The sequence below is a fragment of the Arthrobacter sp. B055-34 genome (genome assembly GCF_059090425.1).
Map to the genome: position 1 here is coordinate 89,963 of NZ_JBNHFQ010000011.1, position 21,460 is coordinate 111,422.

A 21,460-nucleotide genomic window follows, 5' to 3' on the forward strand; every position below is an offset into this window, starting at 1 on the left:
CCCGCCCGGCCCCGATATGGGAGTCTGAAGCATGGTCGACGTCACCACCGAAATAGTCATTGCTGCCCCGCGCAAGACGGTTGCCGAATATGCGGCTGATCCGGACAACGCCCCGGAGTGGTACCAGAACATAGCCTCGGCCCGCTGGGAAACGCCCCGTCCGCTCTCGGTTGGATCCCGCATCGCCTTCGACGCCGCCTTCCTCGGCCGCCACCTCTCCTACACTTACGAGATCGTCGAGTTCCGCCCGCTCGAAAAACTGGTGATGCGCACAGCCCAGGGCCCCTTCCCGATGCAGACCACTTACACCTGGACCGAGGTAGACGGGGCCAACACGCGAATGACGCTGCGCAACAACGGCGAACCGACAGCCTTCTCCCGGCTGGCCGCACCCTTCATGGGGATGATGATGAGAAAGGCCAACGGGAAGGATCTGGCCCGGATCAAGTCGATTCTCGAAGCGCGTCCCGCCACAGGCTGAGCGTAAGCGGCACCAGCACCACGTCCAGGTGACCGCTTGAAACGGCAAAGGCACACCACCATCTCGGACGGATGCCTTCAAAAGCTGCGACGAGCCATCTCGCGAGCTGCGATCCCGACGCAGAGACGTGGCATTCCCAGGCGTGCCCAGCTACGGGCCGACCAGTTCCTCATCGTTGCGGTCGCGATGCATTGCAGCCACAAGCTCTGCAAAGAAGCGGCGCATTCGGTCGACGGCCGCAGCATGCTTTCCGATCGTCAAGAGATCGGCCACATCGGAAAATGCCTCGCTCCACAGCGGCAACAAATGTTGGGAGGGGTAAAGCTGGATCCGCCGCAGGGAGCGCAGCATGACCTGATCCATAACGGCATGCAGTTCGTCGTTACCGGCAGCATCAAAAACCAACTTCACAATCCGCCCGAAGGCTGGTCCCGAAGTTTGCATGTCGCCCGAGCCCAGAGCTGCGCCGAAGTCGGCCACCGAACGCTTGAAGTCCTCGAGCCACTCGTCGGAGACCTTGCCATCGGCACGCTCGAGACCTGCAACAAACACGGCTCCCAAGACATCCATCAGGTCAATTGCCTGCTTCTGCGTCAATGCGGCAACGCGACGCCGTTTGTTCGGCAAAGCCTCAATGAAGCCCTCGCTGATTAGCTGTGTGATGGCTTCCCTCACGGGCGTGACGCTGACCCCCAACCGGGCCGCCAGCTCTGCGTCCTTGATCGCAGCCCGCGGGGCCAAAGCACCAAAGAGTATCTCGTCGCGGAGCTGCTGAACCACGGCATCCTTCCGCGAGAGCGGCAATTCAAAGTCCACCTGCCTGCCTCCGTCCGGTCTCCTGTCCGCTACCTGACGCCAGAGCAGAAGCACGGCGCGCATTCACTGTACCGCGTGCGGTCTTTCAGGAAATATCCGCATGGAACCTCTTCACATTCAAGAACAATGCATTCTATAGTGTTGTGACCTGCACCACTAAAAATGCAGGACCAGCAATCCACTCAACGAAGAGAGATTGAAAATGGCGCTTGATGAAGCAACCGTAAAGTTCCTGGCCGCAGCAGCAGAAGCTGCTGGACCGGAAGCCAAACCCATGTGGGAAATGGAACCGGCTGAAGCCCGTGCCACGTCCGCGGCCATGAATGCGATGTTCGGGGAAGGTCCGGAAATGCACCGGACCGAGGACCATCAGTTGGTCAGCTACGACGGCGAAGAATTCGCCATCCGAGTCCATGTCCCCAATTCCGCCCCGACTGGAGTATTCGTCTATCTACATGGTGGCGGCTGGGTGGTCGGCGACATCGACGGCTATGACACGTTGGGTCGCCAGCTGGCAGAGAAAACCCGAAACACGGTCGTCCTGGTGAATTACCGCAAGGCTCCCGAAAAGCGGTTCCCTGCCGCCGTCGAAGATTCTTGGATTGCCTTGAAGTGGGCCGATGAGCATCGTGAAGAGCTAGCCAACGCCGGCGCGCCGCTGTTTGTCGGCGGCGACAGTGCCGGCGGCAACCTTTCTGCCGTGATGGCGCTGCGTGCGCGGGACGAAAACGGCCCCAGAATCGCTGGCCAGATGCTCATTTATCCAGTCACTGACGCAGACTTCACCCGCCTCTCCTACGACGAGCCGGAAAACCAGACCCTGCTGACCAAGGAATTCATGGTCTGGTTCTGGGACCACTACGCCCCCACTCCGGAGGATCGTGCCCATCCCCACGCCTCCCCCTTGCGGGCCGAAAGCCTGCAGGGCCTGCCCCCGGCACTGGTGGTCACGGCCGCCCACGATGTCCTGCGCGACGAGGGCGAGGCCTACTCCCAGCGTCTTCAGGAAGCCGGCGTCGACGTCCAGTTCCACCGGTGGCCAGGCCAAATGCACGGTTTCTTCTCCATGGTCAATGTGCTGCCGGCCAGCGCTGCCGTCATGGATTTGGTGGCAGACCGCGTGAAGGATATCTCCGTCAGCGCCGCGGAAACAACTGCGTCGGTGGAGGCCTGATGAACACCCCACGCGGAGTAGACGCCGTCATTGTTGGAGCAGGATTCGCCGGCCTGTACATGCTGCACAAGCTGCGCGGACAAGGCCTTTCCGCCGTCGTCTTCGAAAAAGGGGACGGTGTAGGCGGAACCTGGTATTGGAACCGTTACCCGGGCGCCCGCTGCGATGTGGAAAGCCCCTACTATTCCTTTTCCTTTGACCCGGAGCTGGAACAGGATTGGGAGTGGACGGAGCGTTATCCGGCCCAGCCGGAATTGCTCCGTTACCTCAACCACGTGGCAGACCGCTACGATCTGCGCCGTGACATTGAGCTGGACACCACCGTCACATCAGCAAATTATGACGACGGTGCCGGGCTCTGGCGCGTATCGTCCGCCGGGCCGCGTGGCGCGGAAGAGACGACGGCGCGATTCTGCATTATGGCCACCGGCTGCCTATCGACCAGCCGAATTCCGGACTTCGCCGGGCTGGACACCTACACCGGGAAGGTCTACCACACCGGTGACTGGCCGCACGAAGGTGTCGATTTCACAGGCAAACGTGTTGGTGTGATTGGTACGGGATCTTCGGGGATCCAGTCCATTCCAGAAATTGCGCGGCAGGCTGAGCACCTGAACGTCTTCCAGCGCACCCCGAACTTCAGCGTGCCTGCCAACAACGGACCGCTGGACCAGAAGCTCTGGCAGGATGTCAAGGCGAACTACCGCAAGATCCGCGAGGACGCCAAGCACACTCCCACTGGTCTGCCCTTCCCTCCCGGGCCTGACTCCGCTTTGGAAGCTCCCCCGGAGGACCGTCAGCGGGTGTTCGACGAGCATTGGACGCTCGGCGGTTTCCGGTTAGGACAGTGTTTCTCCGATCTAGCGATCAGCAAGGAAGCCAACGACACGGTGGCCGAGTACATCCGTATCAAAATCGATGAGATCGTTCAAGATCCCGAAACCGCGCGCATCCTCAAGCCGTATGACCATCCGGTGGGCACCAAGCGCATCTGCGTCGACACGGATTACTACGACACCTATAACCGGGACAACGTCTCCTTGATCGATGTGCGCAAGTCCCCCATCCAGGATTTGACCCCGGACGGGCTGCGTACGGCTGACAAGGAGTACAAGTTGGATGCCATCGTCTTTGCCACCGGTTTCGACGCCATGACGGGCGCCCTGCTCGGCATCGACATCCGGGGCCGTGACGGTGTCTCGCTGCGGGAAAAGTGGGAGGCCGGACCTCGAGCCTACCTCGGCCTGTCCGTCGCCGGGTTCCCGAATCTGTTCACGGTGACCGGTCCGGGCAGCCCGTCGGTCCTGAGCAATATGATCACATCCATCGAGCAGCATGTGGACTGGATTTCAGACCACATAGCCTACTTGGACAGCAATGGACTGACCTCCTCAGAACCGGTTCCCGAGGCAGAGGACGAGTGGGTGGAGCACGTGAATGCGGTGGCGGAGATGACGCTCTTTCTACAGGCGAACTCTTGGTACCTGGGTGCCAATGTCCCGGGCAAACCCCGCGTTTTTATGCCCTATGTCGGCGGCGTGGGCGCCTACCGCGCTAAATGCGATGAGGTAGCCGCAAGGGCCTACGAAGGTTTCGTTCTCGCCTGATCTACTAATCACCCTGTTAATGGGAGGACGACGGCGGCAGCCCACCTGCCGCCGTCGTTTTCCCTTCTTTTCCTGCCACTAAAACGTGAGACCCCGACGGGCATCCAGGAGGCAGGTACGCAATCACCATCATTGCGAACGTCCAACACGACGCCGCCTGGGTGGACGCCCACCTCGGAACCGTGCCCGGCAGCGACGTGACCATCACGCTGGGGCGAGCGGCCCGTCAGCCTGCTGCGAGCCCCCTGCCGCACTGGCTGAGGTGATCTCAGTCAGATAGGCAACGGCCTTGTCGAACAATCCAGCCGGGTTCGATCCATTGCCGGCACGCTCTTCCTGGGCAAAGCACTGCCATGCCACACGCCAGGTGCAGGTCATCATTTCTGCTACCAACAGTGCACGCATCTGACCAGCCAGCAGCTCGGGGGGGGGGCGCCATCGGCACCACCATCCTCGTGACCGTCATGTCCCTGCTCTCGGCATCCAAACTGGAGGCAGGCTCGGACCTGGCTCACGCACTGTTCTCGGGCGCCCACACCTCGTTCATCATTGGTGCAATCCTGGCCACCCTCGGCGTGGTGATCTCGCCGTTCATCAAGGTGCCCAAAAAGCACTAATTGGGGACCGGTTCCTCAACCGGAGACCGGGTGGGAGCCCGGGCCTTGGATCGCCCGGGCTCTGCCCATCCTTGGCCAGCATCAGGACGGCTTCTATGGAAGCGGCATGCCGGTTGGCCACCGAGCCGTGGCTCAGGAAAAGGCCCGTCGATCCCGTAGATCCAGCCTGACAACGGACAGAGGCCGCTATGCTCCTGCTATGGCGGGGAGCAGCGGGCCGATCGACAACGACGTTTACAACAGGCTGGGTTCTTCCTGGTGGGATGAAGAGAACCCGCTCAACCTGCTGCACGGCAGTCTTACTCCCGCACGGATGGCCTACTTCCGTGAAGTCCTGCAGCGCGAGCTAGGCCATGAGGGCGGCAGGTTGGCCAAAGCCACTTTCCCGCCCGACGAGTCTGCCGTTGCCCAACCCATCGGCGCAGGCGTGAAGGCGCTCGACGTGGGCTGCGGCGCCGGTCTGCTGGCCGAGGAATTTGCCCGCTTGGGGTTCGACGTCGTCGGTGTGGACCCGTCCGCCGTCGCGATTGAAGCGGCCAGGGCGCATGCGGAAACCAGCGGGCTTCGGATCCGATACCAGCTTGGCGCCGGCGAACAGCTGCCGCTGGAGGACAGGGCCTTCGATGTCGTTTACTGTTGCGATGTGCTCGAGCATGTTGCCGATCTGCCGCAGGTGCTGGCGGAGACCGCTCGGGTGATGAAACCGGGAGGCGTGTACTTGTTCGACACGATCAACCGGACCGCAACGAGCCGCATCCTGGCCATCAAGCTCATGCAGGAGTGGCAGTTCACCCGTATAATCGACACGGAGCTCCACGTTTGGGACAAGTTCGTCAAACCAAACGAACTGGCTTCCCTATTAATAGGTACCGGATTGGAACCTGCCTGTCTGTCCGGTCTGGCGCCGCGCGCGAACCCGCTGGTCATGCTGCGCGGCCTAGTCCAGGCCCGGCTCGGCCGCATCACGTACGGCGAGCTCAGCCGCAGGCTGGACTTCGGACCGGTCAGGAGCACAGCCCTCTCTTATATGGGGTATGCGGTGAAGCGCCGGAACCGGGAACCCAACGGGGCGTCCGAGGCTGGCGAATGAGGCTGCAGGAACTGGCCGACCGGATCGAGCGGCTTGTAGCCGCGGCAAGCGAGGAACGAGCCGCGGCCGAGGACCGGCCACCCCCTCGCGGGCGGACCATTATTGGCATCGTCGGTGAGCCGGGCGCGGGCAAGAGCACCCTCACGGAAAACCTGCTGGCCCTGCTGAACGCGGGGGCTCCCGATCCCGAACAGCAGCGGTTCGCGCACGTCCCGATGGATGGCTTCCACCTCGCCGACGCCGAGCTGCAACGGCTGGGGTTGTTAGCTCGTAAGGGCGCGCCGGAGACCTTTGACGTGTACGGCTATGCCGAACTGCTCCGGCGGCTTCGGCGTGATCGGTGCAACACCGTTTACGCTCCTGGTTTCGAGCGGACTCTCGAGCAACCCTTGGCAGGCCGCGTTCCCGTCTTTCCCTCGGCACACACAGTACTCACCGAGGGCAACTACCTTCTGCTGGAGGAGCCCGGCTGGCGGCAAGTCCGCGAGCAGTGCACAGAGGTCTGGTACGTCGAGCAGGAAGACCAAGTCCGTATCCGGCAACTGGTTGAACGGCACATCGCTTTTGGTAAATCGCCGGAAACCGCCGAAGCCTGGGTACGCGACGTGGACGAGCCGAATGCCGAGTTGGTTCGTGCCACTCAGGACCAAGCAGACCTCCTCATCATCCTGGCCTGATCCCCTGTCCCCACGGCCTCTTTCTGCGGCATTTTTCGCCAGCCCCGTCATGCGAAGTCATGTGACGTCATGCTGCTGACGCGCAAAGTCACTGCGCTTCAGAAATATTTCCTGCCCTCGCAAGCGCCGGTAGATTCCTCGGTACGTCCCCAAAGGACGGTAACTGCCACGAGGCGACGCAAGCTTCGTTGAACACTAGCCGGTGAGTGCAGTCCCCGAATGTTCGGGTGCCTCCGGCGAGCCGTTTAACGGGCCGGACGGAAGAACCCGAGAACATGACATTACGCAAAGCCCCCTGGGCACCCACGGCCCTTGCCGCCGTCGTTGTCCTGGCCCTTACCGGTTGCGGCGGCGCCGCGAGCGCCCAGCCCGATGAAACCGACACCTTTGTTTTCGCCACCGGCAAGGACATCTCCTGCCTGGATCCCCACGTCAACGGAGACATGCCGCAGGCGTCGCTCGCCGCCAACTACCTTGATTCGCTGGTGTCGCAGGACAAGGACGGCAAGATCCAACCGTGGCTCGCCGAGTCCTGGGAGGTCTCCGAGGACGGGCTGACGTACACGTTCACGGTCCGCGACGACGTCTACTTCACCGACGGCACCAAATTCACGGCCGAGGCGGTCAAGGCGAACCTGGACCACATGGTGGATCCGGACACGCAGTCCGGCACCGCAGGCGGCTACCTCAAGCCGTATGAAAGCACCGAGGTCATCAACGAGACCACGGCGCAGGTCACCCTGAACCGGCCGTACGCGGCCTTCCTGGAAGTGCTGGCCCAGCCGTTCCTCGGTATCGAGTCCCCCACTGCGCTCAAGCGGCCGCAGGCGGAGAACTGCATCTCGCCGGTGGGCACCGGCCCGTACAAGATTGTGGACTACATTCCGCAGTCCAAGGTCTCCCTGGTGCGCAACGAGGACTACAACTCGGCCCCGCCGTTCGCCCAGCATGAGGGCCCGGCGCACATCAAAAACCTGGAATGGCTGATCGTGCCGGAAGATTCCACCCGGTACGGACTGCTGCGCGCAGGGCAGGTGGACGCGCTGGATCTGATGCCATCGGTGCACTTCGCCGAGGCGGAGGCGGACAAGAAGGTGCAGCTGGTGCTGCAGGACCGGCCGGGCAACCCGACCAACCTGATGCTCAACACCACGCGTGCCCCGTTCGACGACATCAAGGTGCGCAAGGCCTTCCTGCACAGCGTGTACGTGGAAGCCGGCATCAACAGTGTCTACTTCGGAACGGTGACCAAGGCGGGCGGACCGCTGGCCAGCACCACCGGTTTCTACTCGCCCGACTTCGAGGACGCATACCTCCCGGACCCCGCAGAAGCGGACCGGCTACTGGACGAGGCCGGCTGGACCGGGCGGGACGAGCAGGGCTACCGGATCAAGGACGGCAAACGGCTGACCGTGGTCCTGCCCTACACCCCGGCAGCGTGGCCCACAGCGCACGCGGCCCTGGTCACGCAGATCCAGGCCAGCGCCAAGCAGCGCGGCTTCGACGTGCGGATTGAGAACCAGGACTTCGCGTCGTCGTCGGAGAAGTACAACAACTTCGAATACGACCTGCGCGCCGGCTACTGGAACACCAACACGGCGGACGTGCTGCGGATCGTTTTCTCCACTGAGTACATGAAGTCCGCGGGCTTCGTCCCCAACGGCTCCGGCTTCAGCAATAAGGAGTTCGACCGGATCGTCAACGAGGCCCTGGCCACCGATGATCCGGACATCCGCGCCGACCTGTACTACCGGGCCCAGCAGATTGTCAGCGAGAACGCCCTCCAGCTTCCGCTCTACAACCAGACCAGCCAGCTGGCCTTGCGCCAGGACCGGTTCGCCAACCTGACGCTGGAACCGAGCCTGTCCCTCCCCTATATCTACGACGTCACGGCGGTGAACGCATCATGAGCACGGCAACGCAAGCCCGCACTTCGCATACCGAAATTCCACGAACGACGGCGACCGCCGGCTCCACCGGGCAGGTGATCCTCAGGCGCGCAGCGGGCAGCCTGTTTGTCCTCTGGGCCGCGGTAACGCTGACGTTCTTTGTCCTGCGGCTGGTGCCCGGCGATCCCGTCACCACCATCCTGGGCGGACACAGCGCCGCCCCGTCCGCCGCAACCGTGGCCGCGGTCGAGGCCCAGTACGGGCTGGACCAGCCGGTCCTCATCCAGTACGTCAACTACCTGGCAGGGCTGGCCACCGGCAACTTCGGCACCTCGTACGTGTTCAAGGTTCCGGTGCTGGACATCCTCGGCCCGCAGATCCTGCCCACCTTCCAGCTGGCTGGCCTGGCACTGGTCTTCGCCTGGGCCATCGCGCTGGCGTTCACCCTGCTGACCGTGGGACGCGGCCGGGTGCTGGACGGCGTCGGCCGCGGCACCGAGGTCTTCTTCGCCGCGCTGCCGCCGTTCTGGGTGGGCATCATGCTGGCCGTGGTCTTCGCCGTCATCCTGGGCTGGTTCCCGGTGGCCGGCGACGACGGCTTCAAGTCCCTGGTGCTCCCGGCCCTGGCGCTGGGCATTCCGCTGGCCGGCTTCATCGCCCAGGTCACCCGCTCCTCCTTCGAGGACGCGCTGGCGCAGCCGTTTGTGCTCTCCGCACGGGCCCGCGGCCTGTCCGATCTGGCCGTCCGCGTGGGCCATGCCCTGCGGCACGCCATCCTGCCGGGGCTGACGCTCTCCGCCTGGGCGGTCGGCTCGCTGGTCAGCTCGGCCGTGGTCGCGGAGATCATCTTCGCCCGCCCCGGCCTGGGCCGCTCCCTGGTGGACGCCATCATCAACCGGGACCTGCCCATCACTCTGGCCGTGGTGTTCATCATCGCCACGGTCTACATCCTCGTGAACCTGGTGGTCGACGTGCTGTACCGCGTGATCGATCCCCGCACCAATGACAAGGGGGCCGGCGCATGAGCGTGGCACTTGAACCCACTACCACCCGGACGCCGCTGCCCGGCGGCGACCAGCCCGGCAAGCCTGACAACGGACGCGGCCGGACCCGCACCACCGCGGTGCTGCGCGGCCTCCGCGGCACCCCGATCGGCGTGTGGATTGCCGCGGCGGTCTTGGCCTTCCTGGTGCTGGCCGCCGTCGTTCCTTCGCTGTTGACGGTCAAGGATCCCTACATCATCGACCCGGCCGGCGCCTTCACCGCGCCGAACGCGGAGCATCTCTTCGGCACCGACCAGAACGGGCGCGACGTCTTCTCCCGGGTCATCGCCGGCACCGGACAGTCGCTGCTGCTGGGACTGGCCGCCACCGCCATCGGGCTGGTGCTCGGCGGGCTGCTCGGCATCACCGCCGGGGTCTCCGGCAAGTGGCTGGACTCGGCGATCTGCCGCTTCGTCGAGATCCTCTTCGCCTTCCCCGGCCTGCTGCTGGCGCTGATTGTCATCGCCGTTTCGGGCACCGGCGTGGTCACCGCGGCGATCGCCGTCGGCGTAGGCACGGCCCCGGGCTACGCCCGCATGCTCCGCACGCAGACGCTGCAGGTCATCGCCGCGCCCTACGTGGAGACCGCGCGCTCGCTCGGCCGCTCCCGCCGGCACATCCTGTGGCACACCATCGTTCCCAACGTCATCCGGCCGCTGTTTGTGCTGGCTACCCTGGGCGTGGGCCAGGCGATCGTCTGGGCGTCCTCGCTGAGCTTCCTCGGCCTGGGCGCGCAGCCGCCGGCGGCCGAGTGGGGCGCGATGCTGGCGGACGGGCGCAACTACATCCAGATCGCCTGGTGGATCGCCGCCTTCCCCGGCATCTTCATCACCCTCGCCGCGCTGACCACCACCGTGGTGGGGCGTCACCTGCAGCAGCGGCTCGAAGCAGAGGTTTAGGATCATGACTGATTACCGCACAAACAACGACGGCGGGGGCTCAGCTTCCGCAGTACCCGCCGGTTCCGCAGGCGAAGCCAACTCGCTGCTCAACATCGAAGGCCTGAACGTCTCCTTCGCCACGCCGCGAGGCATGGTGGACGTGGTCAAGGACGTCTCGCTGGCGCTGGCGCCGGGCAAAGCGCTGGCGTTGGTGGGCGAATCCGGCTCCGGCAAGACGGTCACCGCCCGCACGTTGGTGGGCCTGAACGCTGCGAACGCCAAGGTCACCGCCGGACGGCTGGACGTGCCGGGCAGGAACGCCTTGAAATTGTCCGAGCGGCAGTGGCGCGGGCTGCGCGGCAAGGACATCGGCTACGTGCTGCAGGACGCACTGGTCTCGCTGGATCCGCTGCGTACTGTAGGCCAGGAGATCGACGAGGCGCTGCGTGCCCACGGTGTCCGGGGCAAGGCCGCACGGCTGGAGCGGGTGCACCAGGCACTGCGAGATGCAGGCATCCCTGATCCGGAAATACGCGCCAAGCAGCGTTCCGGCGAGCTCTCCGGCGGCCTGCGCCAGCGCGCGCTGATCGCTCAGGCCACCGTGCTCAATCCGCAGCTGGTGATCGCCGACGAGCCGACCACGGCGCTGGATGCCACGGTCCAGGCGCAGATCCTGGAGCTGCTGGCGGGGCTGAAGGAACAGGGCCGCGGGCTGGTTTTCATCTCGCATGACCTGGCCGTGGTCTCCCATCTGGCGGACGAGATCGCCGTGATGCAGGGCGGGCGGATCGTCGAATCCGGCCGCGCCGCCGAAGTGCTGTCCAATCCGCGGCACGAATACACCCGGGCACTGATCGATGCCATCCCCTCCGGCGCGGCCAAGGGCCGCCGGCTCTCCGCCGGCGCTCCCGTCGCCGTTGCCTCCCTTTCCGGAAGTCCGGGCAGGACCACGGAGTTCTCCGAAACGGCGCCGGCCATCGTGGCCCGCGACCTCGTCAAGTCCTACCCCGGCCCCGGCGGAACCCGCCGTACTGCCGTCGATGGGGTGTCCTTCACGCTGGAGCGCGGCAAAACCCTGGGCATCGTGGGCGAATCCGGCTCCGGCAAGTCCACCACCGCGCGCATTGCCCTGGGGCTGACCCAGCCGGACGCGGGCAGCGTGATCCTCGGCGGGTTCGCCTGGTCCGGCACCGGCGCAGACCAGGTCTCCGAGGAACAACGACGCCGGCACCGCCCGGACATCCAGCTGGTCAACCAAGATCCGCTGAGCTCCTTCGACCCGCGTTTCAGCGTCGGCCGGGTCATCACCGATGCCCTGGAGGCCGGCTCCATCGGCACGTCCGGCGACCGCACCGAGCGGGCGGTGACGCTGCTCGACCAGGTGGGGCTGCCGCCGTCGTTATTCAACCGGCGCCCGCTCACCCTGTCCGGCGGGCAGCGCCAGCGCGTGGCCATCGCCCGGGCGCTCGCGCTCCAGCCGCGCGTGCTGCTGCTGGACGAGCCGGTCTCCGCCCTGGACGTTTCCATCCAGGCGCAGGTGTTGGACCTCCTGGCGGACCTGCAGTCACAGCTCGGGCTGAGCTACCTGTTCATCAGCCATGACCTCGGCGTGATCCACCATGTCAGCGACGATGTCCTGGTCATGAAGGACGGCAAGGTGGTCGAATCCGGCACCGCCGCGGACATTTTCACCAACCCGCAGATCGACTACACCCGGCAGCTGCTGGCCGCCGTGCCGGACCTGCCCGCCCGCGGACTCGCCGCCAAGGAGGCATCATGAGCAAAGAGATTCATTTCAACGGGTTCGAGATGAACACCGTCAGCCATATCAACCACGGGCTGTGGGTGCATCCGGACAACCGCCGGCACGAGTACACGGACATCGAGTACTGGACCGAAACCGCGCAGCTACTGGAACGCGGCCTGTTCGACGCGATCTTCCTGGCCGACGTGGTCGGCACCTATGACGTGTACCGCCGCAGCCGGGGCCCGGCCGTCGAACGTGGTTTGCAGGTGCCCAACAATGATCCGTACCTGCTGGTCCCAGCGATGGCGGCCGTGACCCGGAACCTCGGTTTCGCGGTCACGTTCTCCACCACCTACGAACCGCCGTTCGGCAACGCCCGGCGGCTGAGCACGCTGGACCACCTGACCAAGGGCCGGGTGGCGTGGAACGTGGTCACCGGGTACCTGCCGGATGCCGCGCGCAACTTCGGTCTGCCCGCGCACATCAAGCACGATGACCGCTACGACATCGCGGAGGAATACCTCGACGTCTCCTACAAGCTGTGGGAGGGTTCCTGGGACGACGGCGCCGTGGTGCGCGACCGGGAGCGGCGGGTCTACACCGAGACCGACGGCGTGCACGAGATCGGCCATGCCGGCCGGTTCTTCACGGTGGACGGGCCGCACTTGTCCGAACCCTCGCTGCAGCGCACGCCGGTGATCTACCAGGCGGGATCCTCCGAGCGCGGCAAGGACTTCGCCGCCCGGCACGCCGAAGCCGTCTTCGTCAGCTCGCGGACCGTCCAGCGCGTGGCCGCGGACGTGCGGGACCTGCGCGAGCGGGCCGAGGCCGCCGGCCGCGGACGCAACGCGGTCAAGGCGCTGGCCTCGCTGAACATCGTGCTCGGCGAGACCGAAGCCGAGGTAGCGCGCAAGGTCGAAGAGGTGGTGCGGCTGCGCGATGTCGAAGGCCACTTGGTGCACTTCGGCGGCTCCTCCGGGATCGACGTTGCCTCACTGGAGACGGACGAGTACCTGCAGTACGTGGGCCGCGACCATGCCCAGTCCATGGAGGCCGAGTTCGCCACCGGAGCGGGCCGCAAGCGGGCGCACGAACTGATCGACACGCTCTCCGACCCGCGCAATGACGAATTCTTCATTGCCGGCACCCCGGAGCAGGTAGCGGACCGGATCGAGGAGATAGTGGACGCCACGGATGTGGACGGGTTCAACATTGTCCAGTTCCTCTCCCCTGGAACTTTCACCGACGTCGTCGAACTCCTGGTCCCCGAGTTGCAGAAGCGCGGCCGCTACCGCACGGCGTACTCGGAGTCCGAGCGCACGCTGCGCGAACGCCTCTTCCCGGGCAACGGCCCGCGGCTGCCCGCCACCCATCCCGGCGCCGCCTACCGCGGCGCGTTCCGCCGTGAGGAGATCACCGTATGAGTGCCACCCAGACGACCGCGCCGCTCCGCGCCTCGGCAACCGCGCCGTTTTCCCCCGCTCTCGCCGGCTCTGTGCCGGCCGATGCTGCCCCGACCTACGCCGAGCTGGCGGCCAAGTACCGGCCGGTCTTCGAGTCCATCGCGGCCGGGGCCGCTGGACGGGAGACGAACCGGGTGCTGCTGCACCGGCAGATCGACGATCTGGCGGCGGCCGGCTTCGGCGCGGTCCGGGTGCCGCGGGAATTTGGCGGCGACGGGGCCACCGCGGTGCAGTTCTTCCGGCTGCTGATCGAGCTGGCCGCCGCGGAGTCCAACCTCGCCCAGGCCTTGCGCTCGCACATCGCCTTTGTGGAGGGGCGGCTCTACACTAACGACGCCGAGTGGTTGCGTCGGGTGGGCGAAGGCCAGATTCTGGGCAACGCCTGGACCGAAACCGGCCCCGTGGCTGTGGGCGGTGTGGGCACCACCATCGAGCCGGACGGCGAAAACTTCCGCGTCAACGGCACCAAGTACTACACCACCGGCAGCCTCTATGCGGACTGGATCCAGACCGGCGCCCGGACCGCGGACGGCAGGGACGTCATCGCCTTGGTCCGAGCGGATGCGCCGGGCGTCACCATCCACGACGATTGGGACGGCTTCGGGCAGCGCCTGACCGCCTCCGGAACAACGGTTTTCGACGATGTGGATGTCCCCGCCTCCGACATCCTGGTGGAAACCGAGCAGGCGCCGTACGCCACCGGCGTCTACCAGCTCATCCACGTCGCCACCCTGGCCGGCATCACCCAACGCGTGGTCCGCGACGTTTCCGAGGCGGTTCGCGAGCGCACGCGCGTGTTCAGCCACGGCAACGGCGTCCGGCCCAGCGAGGACATCCAGATCCAGCAGATTGTGGGTGAGATCTCCGCCCAGGCGTTCGCGGCAGAGGCAGCCACACTGCGGGTCGCCGAACTGCTGCAGGAGGCCTTCGACCTCCGCCCCGCTGCCCAGGGCGCAAAGAGTCCTTCGTTCGAGGAAGCCGTCCTCCAAGTGGAGTTCGGCTCCTCCCAGGCCCAGATCGTGGTGACCGACCTTGCCCAGCGCGCGTCGTCGTCGTTGTTTGATGCCTTGGGTGCGTCCGCCACAAAGTCAGACCTGCAGCTGGACCGCCACTGGCGCAACGCCCGGGTCATTTCCTCGCACAACCCCGTGGTCTACAAGTCCCGCGTGGTGGGCGACTGGAAGATCAACGGCTCCGTCCCCGAGTTCGTCTGGCGTTCCGGAACCGCCTGACGGGTACGAGAGTCACAACAACGTGGCGGGGGTGTTCGCCGAGCTAAAGAACCCGGCCGGCACCCCCGCCGTCGTCGTTTCCCAGTGGTTCCCGGATTAGCCGGGCAAGCACTATTCGGGCTGATCCTGCGCGGCTACTTCGCTAAAAACTTGCGAACCAATTTGGGGATCGTCATTGCGGGCGCTTAGTAAGCATGCTTAGCATGAGTTTACACCGTAAGGCATGTGGACGGACGAAGCTCCGAAGCGTCTCGACAAGGACGTTCCCACATCGCCGTTCCTATGTCGGTGCACACGACTGGAGGTACCAATGTCCAAGAACGATGTGCCTTCAAGCGGCGCGACCACAACGGAGCGCGCAAACAGCGCGGGCAAAAGCCGCAATGCCCCTGCTCCTGACCATTCCCGTAAGCCGGATAGTCCCACCGACGTGCGGAAACCGAACTGGAAATACATTCTCAAGCGGACCGTCCGCGAGTTTTCCAAGGACAAGTGCACCGACCTCGCAGCGGCCCTGACTTACTTCGGTGTGCTTTCGCTGTTCCCCGCCCTGCTGGCCATGGTGTCCCTGCTGGGCGTGATTGGACAGGCCGAGCAGACCACGCAGACCCTGCTGCAAATCGTGGAAGGCGTCGCGAGCCCGGAAGTCGTTCAGACGCTGCGGCAGCCAATCCAGCAACTGGCCAGCGCGCCGGCTGCAGGCTTAGCCCTGATCGCCGGTCTTGCCGGTGCGCTCTGGTCCGCCTCCGGCTACGTGGGCGCTTTCAGCCGAGCCATGAACCGGATCTATGAAGTCGAAGAGGGCCGGCCTTTCTACAAGCTCCGCCCGGTCATGCTTGTCATCACTCTCGTCATGCTGCTCCTGGCCGTTGTGATGGCAGTGCTGCTGGTCGTCTCCGGCCCCGTGGCCCAGGCCATCGGCGACGCCGTCGGGCTGGGAGAGACAGCCGTAACGGTGTGGAACATTGCCAAGTGGCCCGTCCTGGTGATCTTCGCGATCCTTATCATCGCCGTCCTGTATTACGCGACGCCGAACGTGAAGCAGCCCAAGTTCCGCTGGATGAGCGTGGGTGCCTTCATCGCCCTGCTCGTCCTGGCGCTCGCCTCCCTTGGCTTCTTCTTCTACGTGTCCAACTTCGGCAACTACAACAAGACCTACGGTGCCATCGGCGGCATGATCGTGCTGCTGCTCTGGATCTGGATTGCCAACATTTCCCTGCTCTTCGGAGCCGAGTTCGACGCCGAGATGGAGCGCGGACGACAACTCCAGGGTGGCATCGAGGCCGAGGACACCATCAAGCTGCCGCCTCGGGATACCAAGGCGAGTGATAAGAAACTCGAAAAGGAAAAGGAGGACATCAACGACGGACGTGAACTCCGAGAACGGCACGGCAAGAGTCCTGATCGGGACTGACGGCAACTAGTTCATCAAGCATTGGAGTAACAACTATGACAACGCAGAACTGGCAGGAACCGGCGGCGCCCGGCACAGAGAATCTCGCGATTCAGAACAGCCAAACGGCCACCGGCCACACATCAACCGGCAGTTCATCCACAACGACGGCGGCCAAAGACGAAGCGAAGAACGTCACCAAAGAGGGGGCCAGCGCCGGTAAGCAGGTTGCAGGCACCGCGGTTGAAGAAACCAAAGCCGTGGCCCAGGAGGCCGGCACCCATGCCAAGAACCTGGTGAGCGAACTGGGCTCGAACCTGAAGGACCAGGCCGGAACCCAGCAGCAGAGGGTTGCCGACGGACTACGGTCCCTGAGCGAAGAACTGCGCTCCATGTCGCAGGCATCGGAGAATTCAGGCGCGGCGGCCAACCTGGTTGACCAGGCAGCCCGGAGGACAGGCGATGTGGCGGGCTGGTTCGAAGCGCGCGACCCGGGGTCGCTGCTTCAGGAAGTCACGGGTTTTGCCCGCAAGCGTCCCGGCGCATTTCTGGCGATCGCCGCTGGGGCAGGCCTGCTGGCAGGCCGGCTGACCCGTGGCATCACCGGGGCACATTCGAACTCGCAGTCCAGCCCGCGAGCAGGGACTGCCGCCTCGAGCCCGAGGACCACGCCCGCCCCGCCGGCAGCCGAGCCCACAGTCGGCACCACCGGCACTCCGGCAACAGTTACGGGAGATCCCTTCAGCGATCCTTGGGAGTCGGAGCCCACTCTTCCTCCCGGGACCCCGCCGGTATCTACCGATCCTGAACGGAGGTACGCGCTCTAATGACACAGCCGAACTCCACCGGCTCCCACGCCTACGAGATTCCGCCCAGCGAAGCGGAGATGAGGGCTCAGAACTCGTCCCTGGGCGACATCCTGAGCGAAGTCAGCCGCGACGTTTCGACACTCATGCGCCAGGAAGTCGAGCTGGCCAAAGCCGAACTCAAGGAATCAGGAACCAAGGCGGGAAAGGGCGCAGGCATGTTCGCCGGCGCAGGCGTGGCCGGGCACTTTGTCCTGGTCTTCCTCTCCCTCGCTCTGATGTTTGCCCTTAGCACCTGGATCGGCCTGGCCTGGTCGGCCGTGATCGTCGCGGTGATCTGGGCGATTATTGCGGCCGTTCTTGCCGCCAAGGGCAAGAAGGAAATGAAGACCGTCCGCGGCATGCCGCAGACCGCTGAAACCATCAAGGAAATTCCCCCGACGTTGAAACCAGGTGAGGAGACCCCATGAGCCAGTCACCGGAAGAAATCCGCGAAGATATTGAACGGACCCGTGCAGAACTTAGCTCCGACGTCGATGCGCTGGCGGAGAAGGTCACCCCTTCCAGCATCGCGCACCGGCAAGGCCAGAAAGTCCGGGACAAGTTGAGCCAGGTCAAAACCAGCGTCATGGGCGCGGCCGACAACACCACCGGTTCGGCAAAATCCGGAATGCACCAGGCCGGAGAATCTGTTTCCCATACTGCCCAGCATGCCGGCGAAACGGTCCAGAACGCTCCGCATCAGCTCGCCGAAAAGACACGTGGCAACCCGATGGCTGCAGGCCTCATCGCCTTCGGTGCCGGCATGCTGGTCTCCTCCCTGATACCCGCCAGCCAGAAGGAGCAGCAAGCAGCAACTGCCATGAAGGAAAAGGCAGAACCGTTGAAAACCGAGCTCACCGACGTTGCCAAGCAGGTAGCGCAGGATATGAAAGGCCCGGCCCAGGAAGCCATGGAGTCGGTCAAAAGCTCGGCGCAGGATGCTGCCGGCAGGGTGAAGGAAGAGGGCGCGAGCGCTGCAACGGATGTCAAGGAGCGCGCCCAGGATGCCAAGTCCAACGTCCAGGACACCCATTCGGGCTCCGCGACCACCGCGGATGCCAGCCGTCCAACGGGATTCTAAGCAGGCATCTCCCAACAAACCGCCCATAGATCCGGGCACAGGACAACTGTGCCCGGCGGAAACAAAGGAAATGACATGATCACCAAAGAAAACATTGACCGACTGGCCGGCAACGGATCCAACGTGCTTGATTCCGCGGGGAACAAGATCGGTTCCATCGGGCAGCTATACCTGGATGACAGGACCGAAGATCCGAGCTGGGCGACCGTCAAAACGGGCCTGTTCGGCACGTCGGAGTCCTTCGTCCCCCTGGCCGAGGCGACGGTAGACGGCGACGACATCCGTGTCCCCTACACGAAGGACCAGGTCAAGGACGCCCCGCGCGTGGATCCGGACGGGCACCTCAGTGAGACCGAAGAGGACCGCCTCTTCGAGCACTACGGCCTCGGGGCAAACGGTGCCTACACCGGACCCGCAGGCGTTGGCACGGGCGTTGGCACGGGCGTGGGCGCCGACAGCTACACCGGCACCACCGGAACCGATGCCGGCACGCGGCCTGCTGGAACAGGAGATTACGACGACGCAGCGGGCTCGCGCGGCGCGGTCGGGCATGACACGTCGGGTCCGACTACCGACGACGCCATGACTCGCTCCGAGGAGCAGCTCCGAGTCGGCACCGAAAGCCGTGAGACCGGCCGTGCCCGGCTGCGCAAGTACATCGTCACCGAGAACGTGACGCACACGGTGCCGGTCAGCCGGGAAGAAGTCCGCGTGGAGCGCGAGCCCATCACGGACGCGAACGCCGGCGACGCCCTGGCCGGGCCGGACCTCAGCGAGGAAGAGCACGAGGTAGTCCTGCGCGAGGAACGTCCCGTTGTCGAGAAGGAAACGGTGCCCGTTGAGCGGGTCCGCCTCGACAAGGAGACGGTCACGGATCACGAAACGGTCAGCGAGGAAGTCCGCAAGGAACAGATCGAGACCGACGGTGATGACGACCGGCTCCGCTGAGGGCGGCTGACCAGTAGTTCAACGCGGTAACCGGTGCGGACGGCAGGGACATACCCGGCCGTCCGTACCGGCGTGTGTGCAACGTACCGACGTTGTCGGCCTGCGACGTCTGCTCCGCCCAGTTCCGGCGTCAGCTGCTCGAGCTGACGTAGCCGCGATCCTTATCCACCAGGTTGGCCAGCGGTTCCCCGGTGGTCCAACGGGTCAGGTTCTGCAGGAACTGGTCGGCCAGTGCCTCGCGCCAGCCGATCACATCCCCGCACATGTGCGCCGAAATGTGGACATTCTCCATCTGCCAGAACGGGTGCTCGGCCGGCAGCGGCTCTTCCTCGAACACGTCCAGCGAAGCGGCAGCAATCTTCCCCTCGCGCAACGCCTCGACCAGTGCCGCCTCATCCACCAGCGCACCGCGCCCGACGTTGACCAGATGCGCGCTGGGCTTCATCGCCGCGAGGACTTTGGCGTTCATCATGTGGCGGGTCTGTTCGGTCAGCGGCGCGATCAGCACCACATGATCCGCCCAGCTGGCATGTTCGGCCAGGTCCGCGCTCGGCACTACGGTGCCGAAGTCGCCGTCGTTATCCCTTGCGGTCCTGCCCACGCCGCGGACCTCAAGGCCGACGGCGCGCAGCAACCGGGCGGTGGCACGGCCGATCCCGCCGGTGCCCACTACCAGCGCGCGCGAACCGCCGGTCGGGGTGAGCTCGCGGTGCTGCCAGACGGATTCCTGCTGCAAGCGCTTGCTCAGGTGCAGCTGCTTGTCGTGGGCGAGGATGGAGGCCAGCGCGAACTCGGCAATGGGCCGGTCGAACGTGCCGTGGGCGTTGGTGACCAGCACCTCGGAGGCCCGCAGTTCGTCGAACATCATGGCGTCCACTCCGGCCGCCGCCACGTGCACCCACTTCAGCGCGTCCGCATTCGGCCAGGCCTCGCCCAGCGCCGCGGAGAAGAAGTCCCAGAGGAACAATACGTCGGCGCCGCGGGCGGCTTCCGGCAGACCGGCCGCGTCGGTAATGACGACGTCGGCACGCGCCTTGATCTCGTCAAGATTGTAGGGGCGGGGCTGGCCCTCCGCAGTCAGAATGACAACGCGGGGGCGGGAGCTGGAATCACGGTAAGTCACGCCTCCACGCTACGCGATTAGAGGATTGTTGACAATAAACAGGTGTGACCTGCAACATAGGTGGCATGACCTCACTTAGCCCCGCGCTCAAGCAAGCAACGCCCATCGTCGTCGACCACGCCCTCGGCTCGTGGATCCATGCCACCGACGGCAAGGACTACCTGGACTTCACCACCGGCATCGGCGTGACCAGCACCGGCCACTGCCACCCGAAGGTAGTGGCAGCCGCGCGCGAACAGGTCGGCAAGATCATCCACGCCCAGTACACCACCGTGATGCACAAGCCGCTGCTGGCGCTGACCGAAAAGCTCGGCGAAGTCCTCCCCGCGGGGCTGGACTCGGTGTTCTATGCAAACTCCGGTTCCGAAGCCGTCGAGGCCGCCATCCGGCTGGCCCGCATGGCCACCGGCCGGCCCAACATCGTGGTCTTCCAAGGCGGCTTCCACGGCCGCACCGTCGCCGCCGCCTCGCTGACCACGGCCGGCACCAAGTTCTCCGCCGGCTTCGCGCCGCTGATGGCCGGCGTCCATATGTCAGCCTTCCCCTACGCCTACCGCTACGGCTGGGACGAAGCCACCGCCGTCGCCTTCGCGCTGCAGGAACTCGACTACCTGCTGCAGACCCGCACCGCCCCCAATGACACCGCCGCGTTCCTGATCGAACCGGCACTCGGCGACGGCGGCTACCTGCCCACTCCCCCTGCCTTCATGGAGGGCCTGCGCGAGCGCGCCGACCGGCACGGCATCCAGCTGATCTTCGACGAGGTGCAGGCGGGCGTGGGCCGGATGGGCAAGTTCTGGGGCCACCAGTACTCCACCGCAACCCCGGACATCCTCATCACAGCCAAGGGCATCGCCTCGGGCTTCCCGATCTCCGCCATCGCGGCGTCCACCGAGACCATGTCCAAGGCCTGGCCGGGCTCGCAGGGCGGCACCTACGGCGGTAACGCCGTTTCCGCCGCGGCCGGTGTCGCCACCCTTGAGGTGGTCGAAGAGGAAGGCCTGGTGGAGAACTCCCGCATCCGCGGCGAGCAACTGCAGGCCGGCCTGAAGGAGATCCAGAACCGCTTCCCGGTGATCGGCAATGTCCGCGGCCTGGGACTGATGCAGGGCATCGAGTTCACCGCCGAAGACGGCACCCCGGACGCCAAGACCGCCGCCGCGGTCCAGCAAGCCACCACCGCCCAGGGCCTGCTGTCCCTGACCTGCGGCCCGGCCGGCAACGTGGTCCGGCTGATCCCCGCCCTCGTAGTCACCGCCGACGAAATCAGCACCGGCCTGGAGCGCTTCGAGGCCGCCGTGGGCGCCGTCGTCGGTGCCGTTCCCGCCGGAGCAGGAACCGGAGCCTGAT

Annotated in this window: 20 protein-coding genes; 18 read left to right on the forward strand and 2 right to left on the reverse strand. The window is 65.2% G+C overall.

Going from position 1 to position 21,460, the window contains the following annotated elements; all coding sequences use genetic code 11:
- Nucleotides 1-31 precede the first annotated feature (31 nt).
- Nucleotides 32-481: an SRPBCC family protein gene (locus AC5RWO_RS18750; protein ID WP_498733037.1), complete on the forward strand. Its 450-nt coding sequence runs from the start codon at nt 32-34 to the stop codon at nt 479-481.
- A 150-nt stretch (nt 482-631) separates the two neighbouring features.
- Here the strand turns inward: AC5RWO_RS18750 and AC5RWO_RS18755 are convergent, their stop codons facing one another.
- Nucleotides 632-1,297, reverse strand: a complete 666-nt coding sequence (locus AC5RWO_RS18755) for a GntR family transcriptional regulator (protein ID WP_498733039.1) — start codon at nt 1,295-1,297, stop codon at nt 632-634.
- 202 nt (nt 1,298-1,499) lie between these two features.
- Between AC5RWO_RS18755 and AC5RWO_RS18760 the strand changes: the two genes are divergently transcribed.
- The 16 genes from AC5RWO_RS18760 (at nt 1,500) to AC5RWO_RS18835 (ending at nt 18,987) form a co-directional block, all read left to right on the forward strand.
- The gene (locus AC5RWO_RS18760) at nt 1,500-2,471 is read left to right on the forward strand and encodes an alpha/beta hydrolase (RefSeq protein ID WP_139004289.1); all 972 of its coding nucleotides are present in this window, start codon (nt 1,500-1,502) and stop codon (nt 2,469-2,471) included.
- A complete protein-coding gene (locus tag AC5RWO_RS18765) occupies nt 2,471-4,078 on the forward strand; it encodes a flavin-containing monooxygenase (protein WP_498733041.1) in 1,608 nt (535 codons plus the stop codon). Before AC5RWO_RS18760 ends, AC5RWO_RS18765 begins: the two co-directional genes overlap by 1 nt.
- 455 nt (nt 4,079-4,533) lie before the next feature.
- Nucleotides 4,534-4,695, forward strand: a complete 162-nt coding sequence (locus AC5RWO_RS18770) for a hypothetical protein (RefSeq protein ID WP_498733043.1) — start codon at nt 4,534-4,536, stop codon at nt 4,693-4,695.
- A 199-nt stretch (nt 4,696-4,894) separates the two neighbouring features.
- The gene (gene ubiG, locus AC5RWO_RS18775; RefSeq protein WP_498733045.1) at nt 4,895-5,785 is read left to right on the forward strand and encodes a bifunctional 2-polyprenyl-6-hydroxyphenol methylase/3-demethylubiquinol 3-O-methyltransferase UbiG; all 891 of its coding nucleotides are present in this window, start codon (nt 4,895-4,897) and stop codon (nt 5,783-5,785) included.
- Nucleotides 5,782-6,462, forward strand: a complete 681-nt coding sequence (locus tag AC5RWO_RS18780; RefSeq protein ID WP_498733047.1) for a nucleoside/nucleotide kinase family protein — start codon at nt 5,782-5,784, stop codon at nt 6,460-6,462. Before ubiG ends, AC5RWO_RS18780 begins: the two co-directional genes overlap by 4 nt.
- 275 nt (nt 6,463-6,737) lie before the next feature.
- Complete coding sequence (locus tag AC5RWO_RS18785) at nt 6,738-8,372, forward strand: ABC transporter substrate-binding protein (protein ID WP_498733049.1); 1,635 nt, start codon at nt 6,738-6,740, stop codon at nt 8,370-8,372.
- Nucleotides 8,369-9,376, forward strand: coding sequence for an ABC transporter permease (locus AC5RWO_RS18790; protein ID WP_498733051.1), 1,008 nt, complete (start codon nt 8,369-8,371; stop codon nt 9,374-9,376). The genes AC5RWO_RS18785 and AC5RWO_RS18790 overlap by 4 nt, the downstream gene beginning before the upstream one ends.
- Nucleotides 9,373-10,293 carry an ABC transporter permease gene (locus tag AC5RWO_RS18795; RefSeq protein WP_498733053.1) on the forward strand — a complete coding sequence of 307 codons (921 nt, stop codon included), beginning with the start codon at nt 9,373-9,375 and terminating at the stop codon, nt 10,291-10,293. Before AC5RWO_RS18790 ends, AC5RWO_RS18795 begins: the two co-directional genes overlap by 4 nt.
- Nucleotides 10,294-10,297: 4 nt before the next feature.
- Entirely contained in the window at nt 10,298-12,055 is a 1,758-nt protein-coding gene (locus AC5RWO_RS18800) for a dipeptide ABC transporter ATP-binding protein (protein ID WP_498733055.1), read from the forward strand.
- Entirely contained in the window at nt 12,052-13,446 is a 1,395-nt protein-coding gene (locus AC5RWO_RS18805; protein ID WP_498733057.1) for an LLM class flavin-dependent oxidoreductase, read from the forward strand. The genes AC5RWO_RS18800 and AC5RWO_RS18805 overlap by 4 nt, the downstream gene beginning before the upstream one ends.
- On the forward strand, nt 13,443-14,717 hold the full coding sequence (locus tag AC5RWO_RS18810; RefSeq protein WP_498733058.1) for an acyl-CoA dehydrogenase family protein: 1,275 nt from the start codon (nt 13,443-13,445) through the stop codon (nt 14,715-14,717). The genes AC5RWO_RS18805 and AC5RWO_RS18810 overlap by 4 nt, the downstream gene beginning before the upstream one ends.
- A 310-nt stretch (nt 14,718-15,027) precedes the next feature.
- Nucleotides 15,028-16,131 (forward strand): YihY/virulence factor BrkB family protein, encoded by a 1,104-nt coding sequence (locus AC5RWO_RS18815; RefSeq protein WP_498733060.1) that lies wholly within the window; start codon nt 15,028-15,030, stop codon nt 16,129-16,131.
- A 35-nt stretch (nt 16,132-16,166) separates the two neighbouring features.
- Nucleotides 16,167-16,937: a hypothetical protein gene (locus tag AC5RWO_RS18820; protein WP_498733061.1), complete on the forward strand. Its 771-nt coding sequence runs from the start codon at nt 16,167-16,169 to the stop codon at nt 16,935-16,937.
- On the forward strand, nt 16,937-17,386 hold the full coding sequence (locus AC5RWO_RS18825; protein WP_498733063.1) for a phage holin family protein: 450 nt from the start codon (nt 16,937-16,939) through the stop codon (nt 17,384-17,386). Before AC5RWO_RS18820 ends, AC5RWO_RS18825 begins: the two co-directional genes overlap by 1 nt.
- Complete coding sequence (locus AC5RWO_RS18830; protein WP_498733065.1) at nt 17,383-18,039, forward strand: DUF3618 domain-containing protein; 657 nt, start codon at nt 17,383-17,385, stop codon at nt 18,037-18,039. The genes AC5RWO_RS18825 and AC5RWO_RS18830 overlap by 4 nt, the downstream gene beginning before the upstream one ends.
- Before the next feature lie 75 nt (nt 18,040-18,114).
- Nucleotides 18,115-18,987, forward strand: coding sequence for a DUF2382 domain-containing protein (locus AC5RWO_RS18835; RefSeq protein ID WP_498733067.1), 873 nt, complete (start codon nt 18,115-18,117; stop codon nt 18,985-18,987).
- Nucleotides 18,988-19,117: 130 nt separating this feature from the next.
- Here AC5RWO_RS18835 and AC5RWO_RS18840 read toward each other — a convergent pair whose 3' ends face one another.
- Nucleotides 19,118-20,110 carry a D-2-hydroxyacid dehydrogenase gene (locus AC5RWO_RS18840; RefSeq protein ID WP_498733069.1) on the reverse strand — a complete coding sequence of 331 codons (993 nt, stop codon included), beginning with the start codon at nt 20,108-20,110 and terminating at the stop codon, nt 19,118-19,120.
- Between the two features lie 65 nt (nt 20,111-20,175).
- Here AC5RWO_RS18840 and AC5RWO_RS18845 point away from each other — a divergent pair, with 65 nt between their 5' ends.
- Entirely contained in the window at nt 20,176-21,459 is a 1,284-nt protein-coding gene (locus tag AC5RWO_RS18845) for an aspartate aminotransferase family protein (protein ID WP_498733071.1), read from the forward strand.
- The last annotated feature ends 1 nt before the right edge of the window (nt 21,460 follow it).